The organism is Klebsiella sp. C360 (assembly GCF_048822415.1).
Classification (GTDB): domain Bacteria; phylum Pseudomonadota; class Gammaproteobacteria; order Enterobacterales; family Enterobacteriaceae; genus Klebsiella; species Klebsiella quasipneumoniae.
On the sequence record NZ_JBMEZZ010000016.1, the window covers coordinates 78,298 to 93,533 of the forward strand.

The following is a 15,236-nucleotide window of genomic DNA, read 5'->3' on the forward strand; positions in this document are numbered from 1 at the left end:
CCATGCAAAAACACTGTGATAACGTCATCCTGGAACTCACCGTCCGCAACCACCCCGGCGTCATGACCCACGTCTGCGGGCTTTTTGCCCGCCGCGCGTTTAACGTCGAAGGTATTCTCTGTCTACCGATTCAGGGCAGCGAACACAGCCGCATCTGGCTGCTGGTGAACGACGATCAGCGTCTCGGGCAGATGATTAGCCAGATTGAAAAGCTGGAAGATGTCACCAAAGTGGCGCGTAACCAGTCCGATCCCACCATGTTTAACAAAATTGCGGTGTTCTTCGAGTAAATCGCGCAAGGCTTGAACGGTAAGGTGCTTATGGTTAAGGTAAGCGCCTTTACCGGATGGCGCTGCGCTAATCCGGCCTTCAGGGAGTGAATCCGTAGGCCGGATAAGGCGTTTACGCCGCCATCCGGCGCTTTCAGGCACCAGGAAACACCATGACTACCATCGCCCTTATTGACGATCATTTGATTGTCCGCTCCGGCTTTGCTCAGCTGCTGGGGCTGGAAACTGATTTTCAGGTTGTCGCCGAATTTGGCAGCGGCCGCGAGGCGCTGGCGGGGTTGCCGGGGCGCGGCGTTCAGGTCTGTATCTGCGATATCTCGATGCCGGATATTTCCGGGCTGGAGCTGCTCAGCCAGCTGCCGAAGGGGATGGCGACCATTATGCTGTCGGTGCACGACAGCCCGGCGCTGGTCGAGCAGGCGCTCAACGCCGGCGCGCGCGGCTTTCTGTCGAAACGCTGCAGCCCGGACGAACTTATCGCCGCGGTGCGCACGGTGGCGGCGGGGGGCTGCTATCTCACGCCGGATATCGCCATGAAGCTGGCCGCCGGGCGCCAGGATCCGCTCACCAAACGCGAACGTCAGGTGGCGGAAAAGCTGGCGCAGGGCATGGCGGTAAAAGAGATCGCCGCTGAGCTCGGGCTGTCGCCGAAAACCATCCACGTTCACCGCGCCAACCTGCTGGAAAAACTGGGCGTCAGCAATGACGTCGAGCTGGCGCGCCGCATGTTTGACAGCTGGCAATGAAGACCTTACTCCCGCGCCTGCTGTCGGTGATCGGCTGCGCCTTTATCTTCGCCGCCGCCTGGTTTTGTCTGTGGAGCATCAGCCTGCATCTGGTGGAGCGCGCCGATCTGGCGGTGCTGCTGTTCCCCTTCGGCCTGCGGCTGGGGCTGATGCTCCAGTGCCCGCGCGGCTACTGGCCGGTGCTGCTGGGAAGCGAGTGGCTGCTGATCTTCTGGCTGACGCAGGAAGTGGCGCTGGCGCATCCGATAATATTGATGACCGGAAGCCTGCTGACCCTTCTGCCGGTGGCGCTGATCTCGCGATATCGCCAGCAGCGCGACTGGCTGACGCTTCTGCGTCAGGGCGGGGCGTTAATGGCCGCCGCGCTGCTGCAATCGCTGCCCTGGCTGGCGGAGGGGGACGAGGGGTTTAACGCCCTGCTGTTGACGCTCACCGGCGGCCTGACCCTGGCGCCGACCTGTCTGGTGTTCTGGCACTACCTCACCAGCACCGTCTGGCGGCCGCTGGGGCCGTCGCTGGTGGCGCAGCCGGTAAACTGGCGCGGGCGGCATCTGATCTGGTATCTGCTGTTATTCACCATAAGCCTGTGGCTGCAGCTTGGGCTGCCCGCCGAGCTCTCCCGCTTTACCCCGTTTTGCCTCGCGCTGCCGATTATCGCTCTGGCCTGGCACTACGGCTGGCAGGGAGCGCTGATCGCTACGCTGATGAACGCGATCGCCCTGATTGCCAGCCAGACCTGGCACGATCACCCCGTCGATCTCCTGCTTTCGCTGCTGGCGCAGAGCCTCACCGGGCTGCTGCTGGGGGCGGGGATCCAGCGATTGCGCGAGCTGAACCAGTCGCTACAGAGTGAGCTGGCGCGCAATCGGCGGCTGGCGGATCGTCTGCTGGAGACTGAAGAGAGCGTGCGCCGCGACGTTGCCCGCGAGCTCCACGATGATATCGGGCAGACCATCACGGCAATACGCACCCAGGCGGGGATCGTCCAGCGGCTGGCGCCGGACAACGCCAGCGTTCGCCAGAGCGGCCAACTGATTGAACACCTGTCGCTGGGGGTGTATGACTCGGTGCGTCGCCTGCTGGGCCGTCTTCGTCCGCGCCAGCTTGACGACCTGCCGCTGGAGCAGGCGGTACGTTCTCTGATGCGCGAAATGGAGCTGGAGGACCGCGGCATCGTCAGCCATCTCGACTGGCGGATTAACGAGGCGGGGCTGAGTGAAAACCAGCGCGTGACCCTGTTCCGCGTCTGCCAGGAGGGACTGAACAATATCGTCAAGCATGCCAGCGCCAGCGCCGTGACCCTGCAGGGCTGGCAGCAGGAGGAGCGACTGATGCTGGTGCTGGAGGATGACGGCTGCGGCCTGCCGCCGGGCTCCAGCGCGCAGGGGTTCGGTCTGACCGGCATGCGCGAGCGCGTGACCGCCCTGGGGGGCACGCTGACGATCTCCTGCACCCACGGTACCCGGGTGTGCGTCAATCTACCGCTGCGTTACGCCTGAGAGGATCGCCGATGTTCGCCTTTTTAAAAGCCCCGCCGGACGCCGCGCCGATTAGCGATAAACGCGAGCTTGATGCGCGTTATCGCTACTGGCGTCGCCATATCCTGTTGACCATCTGGCTGGGCTACGCGCTGTTCTATTTCACCCGCAAAAGCTTTAACGCCGCGGTTCCTGATATTCTCGCCAGCAACGTGCTGACCCGCAGCGATATCGGGCTGCTGGCCACGCTGTTCTACATCACCTACGGACTGTCGAAATTTTTCTCCGGTATCGTCAGCGACCGCTCCGACGCCCGCTATTTTATGGGGCTGGGGCTTATCGCCACCGGGGTGGTGAATATTCTGTTCGGTTTTTCTTCCTCACTGTGGGCCTTCGCCCTGCTGTGGGCGCTGAACGCCTTCTTCCAGGGGTGGGGCTCGCCGGTCTGCGCCCGGCTGCTGACGGCCTGGTATTCACGCACCGAGCGCGGCGGCTGGTGGGCGCTGTGGAATACGGCGCATAACGTTGGCGGCGCGCTGATCCCGATGGTAGTGGGGGCGGCGGCGCTACATTACGGCTGGCGCGCGGGGATGATTATCGCCGGGGGCCTGGCGATCCTCGCCGGATTATACCTGTGCTGGCGGCTGCGGGATCGTCCGCAGGCGGTGGGGCTACCCGCCGTCGGCGACTGGCGTCACGATGCGCTGGAGATTGCCCAGCAGCAGGAGGGCGCCGGACTGACGCGTAAAGAAATCCTCACCCGCTACGTGCTGGCCAACCCCTATATCTGGCTGCTGTCGCTGTGCTATGTGCTGGTGTACGTGGTGCGGGCGGCGATTAACGACTGGGGCAATCTGTATATGTCGGAGACGCTTGGCGTCGATCTGGTGACCGCTAACTCGGCGGTGACCATGTTCGAGCTGGGCGGATTTATCGGCGCGCTGGTGGCGGGGTGGGGCTCGGATAAGCTGTTTAACGGCAATCGCGGGCCGATGAACCTGATCTTCGCCGCCGGAATTTTGCTGTCGGTTGGCGGCCTGTGGCTGATGCCGTTCGCCAGCTACGTGATGCAAGCGGCCTGCTTCTTCACCACCGGTTTCTTCGTCTTCGGCCCGCAGATGCTGATCGGCATGGCGGCGGCGGAGTGTTCGCATAAAGAGGCCGCCGGGGCGGCCACCGGGTTTGTCGGCCTGTTCGCGTATCTTGGCGCGTCGCTTTCCGGCTGGCCGCTGGCGCAGGTAATGGATATCTGGCACTGGACCGGATTCTTCGTGGCGATCGCGATTGCCGCCGGCATTTCCGCGCTGCTGCTGCTGCCGTTCTTAAACGCCCAGGCGCCGCGCGCCGCCAGTGAAGCGTGATGCATCTCACTCTTTCGCCGCGAATGGGGGAAAACTAGGAAATTTTCCCGGTTTCACCTGGACGCCGTCTCAGGCCAGACGGCGCGCTGATTTTTACAATGCCTGGCTATGACGCAGGCATAAAAAATCAGCTCAGGAGATACCCATGCTGGCCTTTCTGAATCAGGTTCGTAAGCCGACCCTGGATCTGCCGCTCGACGTGCGGCGCAAAATGTGGTTCAAACCTTTCATGCAGTCCTATCTGGTGGTCTTCATCGGCTACCTGACCATGTATCTGATTCGCAAGAACTTTAATATTGCGCAGAACGACATGATCTCCACTTACGGGTTGAGCATGACGCAGCTGGGGATGATTGGCCTGGGCTTCTCCATTACCTACGGCGTAGGGAAAACCCTGGTTTCCTACTATGCCGATGGCAAAAACACCAAGCAGTTCCTGCCGTTTATGCTGATCCTCTCCGCCATCTGCATGCTGGGCTTTAGCGCCAGCATGGGCGCGGGTTCCACCAGTCTGTTCCTGATGATCGCCTTCTATGCGCTGAGCGGCTTCTTCCAGAGCACCGGCGGCTCGTGCAGTTATTCCACCATCACCAAGTGGACGCCTCGCCGTAAGCGCGGCACCTTCCTCGGCTTCTGGAATATCTCTCACAACCTCGGCGGCGCCGGCGCGGCGGGCGTGGCGCTGTTTGGCGCCAACTATCTGTTCGACGGCCACGTGATCGGCATGTTTATCTTCCCGTCGATTATTGCGTTAATCGTCGGCTTTATTGGCCTGCGCTATGGTAGCGACTCCCCGGAATCCTATGGCCTCGGCACGGCGGAAGAGCTGTTTGGCGAAGCGATCAGCGAAGAGGATAAAGAGACCGAAGAAAACGCGATGACCAAGTGGCAGATCTTTGTTGAGTACGTGCTGAAAAACAAAGTGATCTGGCTGCTGTGCTTCTCCAACATCTTCCTCTACGTGGTGCGTATTGGTATCGATCAGTGGTCCACCGTGTATGCCTTCCAGGAGCTGAAGCTGTCTAAAGAGGTGGCGATTCAGGGCTTTACCCTGTTTGAAGTCGGCGCCCTGGTTGGCACGCTGCTGTGGGGCTGGCTGTCGGACCTGGCCAATGGCCGCCGCGCGCTGGTGGCCTGCATCGCGCTGGCGCTGATTATCGCCACCCTCGGCGTTTATCAACATGCCAGCAATCAGTACGTCTATCTGGCCTCGCTGTTTGCGCTGGGCTTCCTGGTGTTTGGTCCGCAGCTGCTGATCGGCGTCGCCGCCGTCGGTTTCGTACCGAAAAAAGCGATCGGTGCCGCCGATGGGATCAAGGGCACTTTCGCCTATCTGATCGGCGATAGCTTCGCCAAGCTGGGCCTCGGGATGATCGCCGACGGCACGCCGGTCTTCGGTCTCACCGGCTGGGCCGGCACCTTTGCGGCGCTGGACGCCGCCGCCATCGGTTGTATCTGCCTGATGGCCATCGTGGCTATCTTCGAAGAGCGTAAAATTCGCCGCGAGAAAAAGAATCGCATTTTGCAGACCGCCTGATTCACCAGGTATTGGGTAACCTTGCCCGGCCTTCGCGCCGGGCTTTTTTATTTCTTGCGCATTATGCCAGGTCCGGCAGTCGACAGCAGGCAAATTCCCATTATGATAGTCAGGCTGCGATTGGATGAGAGGATGCATGATCTGGATAGGACTGGCCACCCTGGTAGTGGTGTTTGTTGTGGGATTTCGGGTGCTTACCTCTGATTCACGCCGCGCGATCCGCCGCCTGAGCGAACGCCTTGGCATTACGCCCGTCCCGCTGGAATCGATGATCGATCAGCTGGGTAAAACCGCCGGCAATGAGTATTTGCGTTACCTGGAACGGCCGAATGAAGCGCATCTGCAGAATGCCGCGCAGGTGCTGCTGATCTGGCAGGTTGCGATTGTCGACGCCAGCGAAAAAAACCTGCATTACTGGTATCGCCTGATGCAAAAAGCGCGTTTAGCGGCGCCGATCACCGACGCGCAAATCCGTCTGGCGCAAGGGTTTCTGCGCGAGCTGGATCCGGATGTGAGCGATTTGCATAACCTTCAGCAGCGCTATAACGACCTGTTTCTCCCGGAAGACGGCGTGCACTGGTTGCACTGATATCATTGTTATCCGGCCTGTGGTTCAAAACCATATCTCCCTTACGTTCCTTGTAGGCCGGATAAGCGTAAGCGCCATCCGGCAGAATAACTACAGTAGGATTTTCAGGCCGTGTTTTTGTACGACGCTAAGCAATTTTAATGACGTTCCGCTCGGTCGTTTAGCGCCAGTCTCCCATTTTTGCACGGTAGACACACTGGTATTCAGATAACGAGCGAACACGGGTTGGCTAACATTGAGTTGTTCACGTAGCGCTTTAATTTCAATGGGTTGAAGTGCGGCTACGCTACCGAGACATGATTCATCAAAATGGCGCATTGTTTCCTGTGGGATTGCGCCAACGCTGAATAGCCCCGACGCAGCGCTATGGATCGCTTCGAAAGCCGGGCTTTTGTATTTATTTTTTGCTGTCATCGCAAATCTCCACCAATTCTTTACTTTTAACTAAGGCCGTCGTTTTCTCTTCAGAGAGATTGGCATAGTGTTTTGCTAACTCACGAAACCCCATTAATTCGCGATGGTTGATATTGGCCATATCCTGTTTGGCATATAGAAAGGTATAAAACCAATACCCTGCGCTTTTGGTAAGGATGATTGCGCGATCGCGATTCTTGTTGAGTCGCTTTTTATAAACCCCTCCTCCTAAATCAACCACTTTGCCCTGAAGCGCAGATTGAATTGCCTGATAGAGCTCGTCGTCGGAAATGCCATGAGAGCTAGCCTCTCTGGCGAACCATTTGGTTTTAAAGATACGCATTGCTGACATCCTGTCGTTAAAAGTATAGCACATGGTGCTACATTAAATTCTCCTGAGATTTGTTAAGGCGATAGCAAGCATCGTTTTTTTAAACATGCGAGCAGCTACGCATCCTCTTATGAAAAGCGAGAAGAGTTGCGAAAACGTTAAATGCGTCACAAACAAAATGTTACACTGCGCAGCTTTCCGCCACTTTCTTCGCAGGTCACTCATGAGTCATTCAAATGAAGCCAAAACCCACGCACGCGAGCTCGCGCGACCAAACTGGTCGGCAGTTTTCGCGGTTGCTTTCTGCGTCGCCTGCCTGATTACCGTCGAATTTCTACCGGTCAGTCTGCTGACGCCGATGGCGCTGGATTTAGGCATCTCCGAAGGGATGGCCGGGCAGTCGGTGACGACGACGGCGTTCGTCGCGATGTTTTCCAGCCTGTTTATCACCTCCGTCATTGGCAAAACCGATCGCCGCTACGTGGTGATCCTCTTTTCGCTGCTGCTGACCCTTTCCTGCCTGTTGGTGTCCTTTGCCGATAGCTTCACCCTGCTGCTGCTGGGACGCGCCTGTCTGGGGCTGGCGCTCGGCGGTTTCTGGGCGATGTCTGCCTCGCTGACCATGCGTCTGGTGCCGATGCGCGTGGTGCCGAAAGCGCTGTCGATTATCTTCGGCGCGGTATCCATCGCGCTGGTGATCGCCGCCCCGTTGGGCAGTTTTCTTGGCGGGCTTATTGGCTGGCGCAACGTGTTTAACGGCGCGGCGGTGATGGGCGTGCTGTGTACGATCTGGGTGCTGAAAGCGCTGCCGTCGCTGCCGGGTGAATCGGCAGCTCAGCAGCAAAAAATGTTTGGCCTGCTGAAGCGGCCGGGGGTGATGGCCGGCATGTGCGCCATTTTCATGGCTTTTGCCGGACAGTTCGCCTTCTTTACCTATATTCGCCCGGTGTACATGACCCTCGCCGGGTTTGATGTCGATGGCCTGACGCTGGTGCTGCTGAGCTTTGGTATCGCCAGCTTCATCGGCACGTCGCTCTCCTCGGTGCTGCTCAAACGCTCGGTGAAAGCGGCGCTGGCGATTGCGCCGCTGGTGCTGACCGCCTGCGCGGCGGCGCTGGTGCTGTGGGGGGAAAGCAAAATCGTCGCCTCGACGGTGGCGATCATCTGGGGCTTCGCGTTCGCGCTCATCCCGGTGGGATGGTCAACGTGGATCACCCGTTCCCTCTCCGATCAGGCGGAAAAAGCCGGGTCGATTCAGGTGGCGGTGATCCAGCTGGCCAACACCTGCGGGGCCGCGGTCGGCGGCATTGCGCTTGACCATTTAGGCCTGCTGTCGCCGCTGGTGTTGTCAGGGGTATTGATGCTGTTTACCGGCCTGCTGGTGGCGACCAAAGTGAAGGTGAATTCACCCGCTTAAGGCCGCTCGCCTTTTGCCAGCCGGGCGTTGATATCCGCAATCACCCCCGGCAGGTCCGCCAGGGTATCAACCACATAATGCGCCCCGGCGGCATACAGCTTGCCTGCCGCCCGCTCGCGACGGGTGGCGATTTCCTCTTTCGACATCGCCTGATACGCCTCCCAGGTGGCGCCAAATTCATTTCCCGACACCGCCAGGCCGACGCTCCACATCCCGGCATGTAACCCTTCGCTGATGCCCGGCGCGGCGTCGTCGACCTTCACGCAGTGGGCCACATCGTCTATGCCCAGGGCAATCACGTTCTGCAGCGCCATCCACGGCCCGGGACGCCCGCCGGCGGCAAGGTCATCGGTGGCGACCCAGTGGTCCGGGGCATAGCCCTTGGCGGCGGCGGCTGGAACCAGTTTTTCCATCACCGGGCGCGGATAGCCCGAGCAGGAGCCGATCTTCAGTCCGTCGGCGCGCAGCGCGGCGAGGGTGTCGACCACGCCGGCGATCGGAGCGGAAAAATCGACAACCTTAGCGATTTGCAGCGGCATAAACGCGGCGTAGATTGCATCGATATCAGCGGCCGTCATCGCCCGACCAAATTTCGCCTGCCAGCGGCTGTCGACCGACGGCAGTTTGCCCAGCGCCTCAATGTGCTGCCATTTGCCAAGCCCCATCGGCACGCGGGCCTCTTCAAGGGTGATCTCAATATCGAAGGCCTGGCGGAAGGCCTCGACGAAAATTTGCGTCGGCGCGAAGGAGCCGAAGTCCACGGTGGTGCCGGCCCAGTCGAGAATGAGTGCGGTGATACGGTTCATGGCGGTTCCTTATTGTTTCCAGTACATGGCGTTGTCGATGGCCGCCAGCAGGGCGGTGATGTCGGCGTCGTAGACTTCGCCGATGTTGCCGATGCGGAAGCAATCGCTTTGCGACACTTTGCCCGGATAGATCACGAAGCCCTGATCTTTCAGCTTCTGGTAGAAGGTGTGAAAGCGATACTGCGGCGCATCCGGTGAATAAAAGGCGGTAATGATCGGCGAGTGCAGGTTGTCGTCGAGCAGCGGCCGGAAGCCGAGCGCGCGCATTCCGGCTACCAGTCGGCGCTGATTGCGGGTATAGCGCTGATGGCGGGCGCTGACGCCGCCCTCCTGGGCCAGCTCTTTCAGCGCCTGGGCGAAGGCCAGCACGGTATGGGTCGGCGAGGTGAAGCGCCACTTGCCGTGGTTATCCTCCATACAGCGCCACTGGGCGTAAAGATCCAGCGACAGCGAGCGCGAGCGGCCTTTGCAGGCGGCCAGCTCCGATTCGCGGGCGATGACGAAGGCGAAGCCCGGCACGCCCTGAATGCACTTGTTGGCAGAGCTTATCAGGTAGTCAATATTCAGCGCGGCGATATCCAGCGGAATGCCGCCGAAGCTGCTCATCGCATCGACGATATAGCGTTTGCCATACTCTTTCGCCAGCGCGGCCACCTCTTCAATCGGGTTGAGCATCCCGGTGGTGGTTTCGCTATGCACCATCGCGATATGGGTGATCGCCGGGTCATCCTGCAGGATCCGCGCGATCGCCGCGGCGTCCGGGCGGGCGACTTCGCCGCAGTCGTAAGGGTGGAAGGCGATACCCATCCGCTGCGCCATCTCAATCATGCGCGCGCCATAGGCGCCATTGCTGACGATCAGCACTTTGCCCTGTTCGCCGATGACGCTGCCGAGCACCGCTTCGACCGCGTAGCTGCCGCTGCCCTGCAGCAGCACCGCCGTATACCCGGCGGCCGGGGTGGCCAGCTGCACCAGCTGCTGACGAATGGTCTGTACCACGCCGAGATTGTAATCATCATCCCAGGTGCAGCTATCGAATAACATCGCCTCTTTCACCGTGCGGGAGGTGGTTAGCGGGCCGGGGGTCAGCAGCAGGTAGTTCCGAGAAGTCATTTGTCTCACCATTTGGTCTATACCAGATTGGTATTTATCATGGAGACAAAGCCGGGGCAGGGTCAAAGGAAATGTGGCGCTGCAACAAAAAATTCATCTGGCTATGTATAATGAGCTCACCAAAAGTGGCTGCGAGTAAACATGAAATCACCCTCTGGCGAGATGCCGCAATACCTGATGATTAAGGCGCAGCTGCAGGCGCGTATTCAAAACGGCGCCCTCAAAAGCGGCGATAAATTGCCTTCCGAGCGCGAGCTGTGCGCGTTGTTCAACACGACCCGTATCACCGTGCGCGAGAGCCTGGCGCAGCTGGAGGCCAGCGGCGTGATCTACCGCGCCGACCGCCGCGGCTGGTTTGTGACGCCGGAGCGGCTGTGGCTGGATCCGACGCAGAACACCAACTTCCACAAGCTGTGTCTCGAGCAGGGACGTGAGCCGAAAACGGTGCTGCTTGATGGCCGGTTATCCGCCGTGCCGCTGGATGTGATGGCGCCGCTGGCGCTGCAGCCCTTCGATCAGGTCTACCTGCTGACCCGCCTGCGCTATGCCGACGGGCGTCCGGTGTGCTATTGCGAAAACCACTGCCTGCCGGCCCGGGTGCCGGAGCTGCTGCGCCACGATCTCAACGGCAGTCTGACCGAGATTTATCAGAGCCAGTACGACCTGATCTATACCAGTATGCATTTGTCGTTTTATCCCACCTCCATGCCGCCGCAGGCCGCAGCGGCGTTGGGGGTGATGGAGGGGCGCCCGGCGCTGCTGCTGCGCAGGCTGAATTACGATCAGCATGGGCGTATTCTTGATTACGATATCGAATACTGGCGGCATGACAGCCTGCGGATCGAAGTCGATACCCATTGATTTTATTGTATTAATCCTTCCCATGTCCCCGGTGGCGTCAGCGTTAACCGGGGCTATGCCTCCCCCTCGCTTTAACTCTTTCGACACACTTCTTTCATCGTTTTGTCATAAACCCTCGGTAGCGTGAAGGCAAATCTGGTCTACACCAGAATAACTAACTGCGATGAGGCTAACACGATGAAACTCTCCCGACTTGCCCTGCTGTCCCTGTTCGCGCTGACCAGCTCCCCGGTTTGGGCGGACGGCGTCGTCACGGTTTACTCCGCCGACGGCCTGCATGACGGCGATAACAGCTGGTATCAGAGCCAGTTCGACGCCTTCACCAAAGCGACGGGCATCAAAGTGCAGTATGTGGAAGGCGGCTCCGGCGCGATTGTCGAGCGTCTGGCGAAGGAGCGCACCAATCCGCAGGCCGACGTACTGGTCACGGTGCCGCCGTTTATCCAGCGCGCCGCGAAAGAGCAGCTGCTGGCCACCTTTACTCCACAGGGCAGCGCGCAGATCCCTGGCGCCAACGACCGCTATTCGCCGCTGGTGAACAACTATCTGACCTTCATCTATAACGGTCAGTTGCTGAAAACCGCGCCGGCCAGCTGGCAGGATCTGCTGGATAGCCGCTTTAAGAATAAGCTCCAGTATTCCACGCCGGGCCAGGCGGGGGACGGCACCGCGGTGATGCTGCAGGCCTTCCACAGCCTTGGCGGCAAAGACGCTGGCTTTGCCTATCTTGGCAAGCTCCAGGCCAATAACGTCGGCCCATCGGCCTCCACCGGCAAGCTGACGGCGCTGGTCAACAAAGGCGAGCTGTACGTCGCCAACGGCGATCTGCAGATGAACCTGTCGCAGATGGCGCGTAACCCGAACGTTAAAATTTTCTGGCCGGCGGATGATAACGGCGAGCGCAGCGCGCTGGCGCTGCCCTACACCATCGGGCTGGTGCAGAACGGGCCGAACAGCGAAAACGGCAAAAAGCTGATTAATTTCCTGCTGGATAAACCGGCGCAATCCAGCGTCAGCGCGCGCTCCTGGGGCTTACCGGTACGCAACGACGTGGCGCCGGATGACGCTAACTTTAAGGCGGCGCAGGCGGCGCTCGACGGCGTGAAGCGCTGGGAACCCAACTGGGACGACGTTGCGCTTTCTCTCTCGGCGGATATCGCCCGCTGGCATAAAGTGACCGATAGCGAGTAAGCCTGATGTTAATGAAAACGACCGTCACGCCTTCCCCGTCGCTGGCGGGGACTTCCGGGATCACCCTGGACTCGCTGCGCGTTTCCTACCACGGCAACGTGGTCTTAAAACCGCTGTCATTGACCATTGAACCCGGTGAGGTGCTGGCGCTGATTGGCCCTTCCGGTTCCGGGAAGACCACCGTGCTGCGGGCGATTGCCGGATTTGTGCAACCGGCTGGCGGGCGGATCCTGATCGGCGACACGGACGTCACCCACCTGCCGCCTTACCAGCGTGGGCTGGCGATGGTGGTGCAGAACTACGCGCTGTTTCCCCATATGAAGGTGGAAGACAATGTCGCCTTCGGCCTGCGGGCGCAAAAGCAGCCCAGGGCGCTGATCGCCGGGCGGGTGACTGAAGCCTTAAAAATCGTTGGTATGGCGGACTACGCCACCCGCTATCCGCATCAGCTTTCCGGCGGCCAGCAGCAGCGCGTCGCGATAGCCCGCGCCATTGCCGTGCGTCCTCGGGTGTTGTTGCTTGATGAACCGCTGTCGGCGCTGGATGCGCAAATTCGTCATAACATGGTGGAAGAGATTGCCCGTCTGCACCGCGAACTGCCGGAGCTGACCATCCTCTACGTCACCCACGATCAGACCGAAGCGCTCACTCTGGCGGATAAAATCGGCATTATGAAAGACGGGTCGCTGATCGCCCATGGCGAAACGCACGAGCTGTACCACTATCCGCCGAACCGCTTTAGCGCCGAATTCCTCGGCCGCGCCAATATCCTGCAGGCGACGGCGCTGACCGATAGTCTTCAGCCGGGTCTGGTTAACGTGAGCTGCGGCGGCGGCCTGGTTAACGCCTTCAGCCGGGGTGGGCTGCATGGCAACAACAAGCTGTTATGCATTCGCCCGCAGCATATGAGCCTGGCGCCGCGATCGGCAACCAGTAATCGCCTCAACGCCACCCTGACTTCGGTACACTGGCAGGGCGATCTGACGCATCTGCTGTGCGACGTCGCGGGCGAAGCGGTGCGGATCGTCATGACTCACGTCAACCCCCTGCCGCGCGCGGGCGACAAGCTGGCGCTCTACTTCGAACCTGGCGATGCGGTTCTGATCGAGGAGCAATGATGGCGCAAACCTTAATCCTTACGCGCCCGGCGCGAAACCTGCGCCCTTACCTGTGGCTGGCGTTGCCGCTATTGGTGCTGGCGACGCTGTTTTTCTATCCGCTGTTGCTGATCGCCGAACAGGCGCTGCGCGACGCCAGCGGCAACCTGAGCCTCGAAACCTTCTGGCAGGTGATTGACTCAAAACGCTTTATTGGCGCGCTGCTCAATACCTTACAGATTGCGGTGTTCGCTACCCTTGGCTGCCTGGTGCTCGGCAGCGTTTTGGCGCTGATTCTGGTGTTTATTCCGTTCCCCGGCAGCCAGCTGATTTGCCGGGTGATCGATACTTTTATTGCGCTGCCGACCTTCCTTATCACTCTTGCGTTCACCTTTATTTACGGCTCGGCGGGGCTGCTCAACGGCGCCCTGATGGCGCTGTTCGCCTTTGAACTGCCGCCGGTGGACTTCCTCTATTCGATTAACGGCGTGATCCTGGCGGAGATCACCGTCTTTACGCCGCTGGTGATGCGCCCGTTGATGGCCGGACTGCGGCAGATCGATAAGAGTCAGCTGGAAGCGGCGAGTATTCTTGGCGCTCACCCGCTGCGGGTGATGACCCAGGTTATCTTCCCGGCGGCGCTGCCGGCGCTGATGGCGGGGGGCAGCCTGTGCCTGCTGTTGACCACTAACGAGTTCGGTATCGTGCTGTTTATCGGCGCCAAAGGGGTCAATACCCTGCCGATGATGGTCTACAGCAAGGCGATTCTGGAGTCGGATTACAGCGTGGCCTGCATGATCGCGCTGATGAATATTCTGCTGTCGCTGGGGCTGTTTATGCTCTATCGGCTGGCGGCGGCGCGCACTGGCGTAAGGAGTTAACGATGTTGATTTGGTCGCGTAAAGGCCGCGCGGCGGCGGGCGCGCTGGCGGTGACGCTCTTTGCCGGCATCTTCCTGCTGCCGCTGGCGGTAATTTTGCTCTCCAGCCTGAGCCAGCAGTGGAACGGCCTGCTGCCCACCGGCTTTACCTTTGCCCACTTTGTTAACGCTTTTCGCGGCGCGGCGTGGGATTCGCTGTTTTCCAGCCTGGTGGTGGGCTTCTGCGCCAGCCTGCTGGCGCTGTTGTGCGGGATGTGGGCGGCGCTGGCGCTGCGCCAGACGGGCGCTAAGCTGCAGAAATATCTTGGGTTGATGTTTTATCTGCCCAGCGCCATCCCCTCGGTTTCCGTGGGACTGGGCATTCTGGTGGCCTTCAGCCAGGGGCCGCTGCAGATGAATGGCACCTTCTTTATCGTCCTGGCGGCGCATTTCGTGCTGATCTCGGCCTTTACCTTCAGCAACGTGACCACCGGGCTGGCGCGAATTTCCGCTGATATTGAAAACGTCGCCTCCAGCCTGGGCGCTTCCCCGTGGTACCGCCTGCGCCATGTGACGCTGCCGCTGATGACGCCATGGATGATCTCGGCGCTGGCGCTGAGTTTATCGCTGTCGATGGGGGAGTTGGGAGCGACGGTGATGATCTATCCGCCGGGCTGGACCACCCTGCCGGTGACCATTTTCAGCCTGACCGATCGCGGTAATATCGCCGATGGCTCAGCGCTGACCATCGTGCTGGTGGGCGTCACGCTGCTGTTGATGATGAAGCTGGAGCGCATCGCCCGTCGTTTGTGTCAGAGATAAAGAGTGGATGTCGTCATGCGGGGCTGGCGTCTGACCGCCCGGCGGCGCTGCGCTTGCGCGGGCCTACGAGAGGAAGGTGGTTTTCTGTAGGCCGGATAAGGCATTTATGCCGCCATCCGGCACAACCACAGGTATGGAGCTTGAAGTGTCCTGCCCGGCGGCGCTGCGCTTGCCGGGCCTGGGGGGGTATCCCGCACGCCTCCTCAGAAACGTAGGCCGGATAAGGCATTTATGCCGCCATCCGGCACAACCGCAGGTATGGAGCTTGAAGTGTCCTGCCCGGCGGCGCTGCGCTTGCCGGGCCTACAGGGGGAGCCCGCAGGA

The 15,236-nt window shown here is 60.1% G+C and carries 16 protein-coding genes; 12 read left to right on the plus strand and 4 right to left on the minus strand.

Annotation, left to right across the window (positions count from 1 at the left end; translation table 11 throughout):
* The first annotated feature begins 2 nt into the window (after positions 1-2).
* The 6 genes from ilvN (at position 3) to ACOI7D_RS25325 (ending at position 6,001) form a co-directional block, all read left to right on the plus strand.
* Positions 3-290, plus strand: coding sequence for an acetolactate synthase small subunit (ilvN, locus tag ACOI7D_RS25300; RefSeq protein ID WP_017899675.1), 288 nt, complete (start codon positions 3-5; stop codon positions 288-290).
* Between the two features lie 152 nt (positions 291-442).
* Positions 443-1,036 carry a transcriptional regulator UhpA gene (gene uhpA / locus ACOI7D_RS25305; protein ID WP_109546794.1) on the plus strand — a complete coding sequence of 198 codons (594 nt, stop codon included), beginning with the start codon at positions 443-445 and terminating at the stop codon, positions 1,034-1,036.
* A gap of 17 nt (positions 1,037-1,053) precedes the next feature.
* On the plus strand, positions 1,054-2,535 hold the full coding sequence (gene uhpB, locus ACOI7D_RS25310) for a signal transduction histidine-protein kinase/phosphatase UhpB (RefSeq protein ID WP_162543143.1): 1,482 nt from the start codon (positions 1,054-1,056) through the stop codon (positions 2,533-2,535).
* 11 nt (positions 2,536-2,546) lie between these two features.
* Positions 2,547-3,875, plus strand: coding sequence for an MFS transporter (locus tag ACOI7D_RS25315; RefSeq protein ID WP_023291436.1), 1,329 nt, complete (start codon positions 2,547-2,549; stop codon positions 3,873-3,875).
* A gap of 145 nt (positions 3,876-4,020) precedes the next feature.
* On the plus strand, positions 4,021-5,412 hold the full coding sequence (gene uhpT, locus ACOI7D_RS25320) for a hexose-6-phosphate:phosphate antiporter (RefSeq protein ID WP_004202242.1): 1,392 nt from the start codon (positions 4,021-4,023) through the stop codon (positions 5,410-5,412).
* A gap of 136 nt (positions 5,413-5,548) precedes the next feature.
* Entirely contained in the window at positions 5,549-6,001 is a 453-nt protein-coding gene (locus ACOI7D_RS25325) for a DUF1198 family protein (protein WP_004901545.1), read from the plus strand.
* 90 nt (positions 6,002-6,091) lie between these two features.
* On the opposite strand, the gene ACOI7D_RS25330 is transcribed toward ACOI7D_RS25325, so the two are convergent.
* Together ACOI7D_RS25330 and ACOI7D_RS25335 are read right to left on the minus strand one after the other, a co-directional pair.
* A complete protein-coding gene (locus tag ACOI7D_RS25330; protein WP_044525085.1) occupies positions 6,092-6,415 on the minus strand; it encodes a helix-turn-helix domain-containing protein in 324 nt (107 codons plus the stop codon).
* Positions 6,399-6,758: a type II toxin-antitoxin system RelE/ParE family toxin gene (locus ACOI7D_RS25335; protein ID WP_032454415.1), complete on the minus strand. Its 360-nt coding sequence runs from the start codon at positions 6,756-6,758 to the stop codon at positions 6,399-6,401. Before ACOI7D_RS25335 ends, ACOI7D_RS25330 begins: the two co-directional genes overlap by 17 nt.
* 211 nt (positions 6,759-6,969) lie before the next feature.
* On the opposite strand from ACOI7D_RS25335, the gene nepI reads away from it, so the two are divergent.
* Complete coding sequence (nepI, locus tag ACOI7D_RS25340; RefSeq protein ID WP_023291433.1) at positions 6,970-8,163, plus strand: purine ribonucleoside efflux pump NepI; 1,194 nt, start codon at positions 6,970-6,972, stop codon at positions 8,161-8,163.
* On the opposite strand, the gene phnX is transcribed toward nepI, so the two are convergent.
* Both phnX and phnW read right to left on the minus strand, forming a co-directional pair.
* Positions 8,160-8,969, minus strand: coding sequence for a phosphonoacetaldehyde hydrolase (gene phnX, locus ACOI7D_RS25345; RefSeq protein WP_109546795.1), 810 nt, complete (start codon positions 8,967-8,969; stop codon positions 8,160-8,162). The genes nepI and phnX overlap by 4 nt on opposite strands.
* A gap of 9 nt (positions 8,970-8,978) precedes the next feature.
* Complete coding sequence (gene phnW, locus ACOI7D_RS25350) at positions 8,979-10,082, minus strand: 2-aminoethylphosphonate--pyruvate transaminase (RefSeq protein ID WP_109546796.1); 1,104 nt, start codon at positions 10,080-10,082, stop codon at positions 8,979-8,981.
* A 141-nt stretch (positions 10,083-10,223) separates the two neighbouring features.
* Here phnW and phnR point away from each other — a divergent pair, with 141 nt between their 5' ends.
* The 5 genes from phnR (at position 10,224) to phnV (ending at position 14,912) form a co-directional block, all read left to right on the plus strand.
* A complete protein-coding gene (phnR, locus tag ACOI7D_RS25355; RefSeq protein WP_023291430.1) occupies positions 10,224-10,943 on the plus strand; it encodes a phosphonate utilization transcriptional regulator PhnR in 720 nt (239 codons plus the stop codon).
* 177 nt (positions 10,944-11,120) lie between these two features.
* On the plus strand, positions 11,121-12,134 hold the full coding sequence (phnS, locus tag ACOI7D_RS25360) for a 2-aminoethylphosphonate ABC transporter substrate-binding protein (RefSeq protein ID WP_023291429.1): 1,014 nt from the start codon (positions 11,121-11,123) through the stop codon (positions 12,132-12,134).
* Between the two features lie 5 nt (positions 12,135-12,139).
* The gene (gene phnT, locus ACOI7D_RS25365; protein ID WP_032454410.1) at positions 12,140-13,252 is read left to right on the plus strand and encodes a 2-aminoethylphosphonate ABC transport system ATP-binding subunit PhnT; all 1,113 of its coding nucleotides are present in this window, start codon (positions 12,140-12,142) and stop codon (positions 13,250-13,252) included.
* Entirely contained in the window at positions 13,252-14,112 is an 861-nt protein-coding gene (gene phnU / locus ACOI7D_RS25370; protein WP_032454409.1) for a 2-aminoethylphosphonate ABC transporter permease subunit, read from the plus strand. Before phnT ends, phnU begins: the two co-directional genes overlap by 1 nt.
* A gap of 2 nt (positions 14,113-14,114) precedes the next feature.
* The gene (gene phnV, locus ACOI7D_RS25375; protein WP_023291426.1) at positions 14,115-14,912 is read left to right on the plus strand and encodes a 2-aminoethylphosphonate ABC transport system, membrane component PhnV; all 798 of its coding nucleotides are present in this window, start codon (positions 14,115-14,117) and stop codon (positions 14,910-14,912) included.
* Positions 14,913-15,236 lie beyond the last annotated feature (324 nt).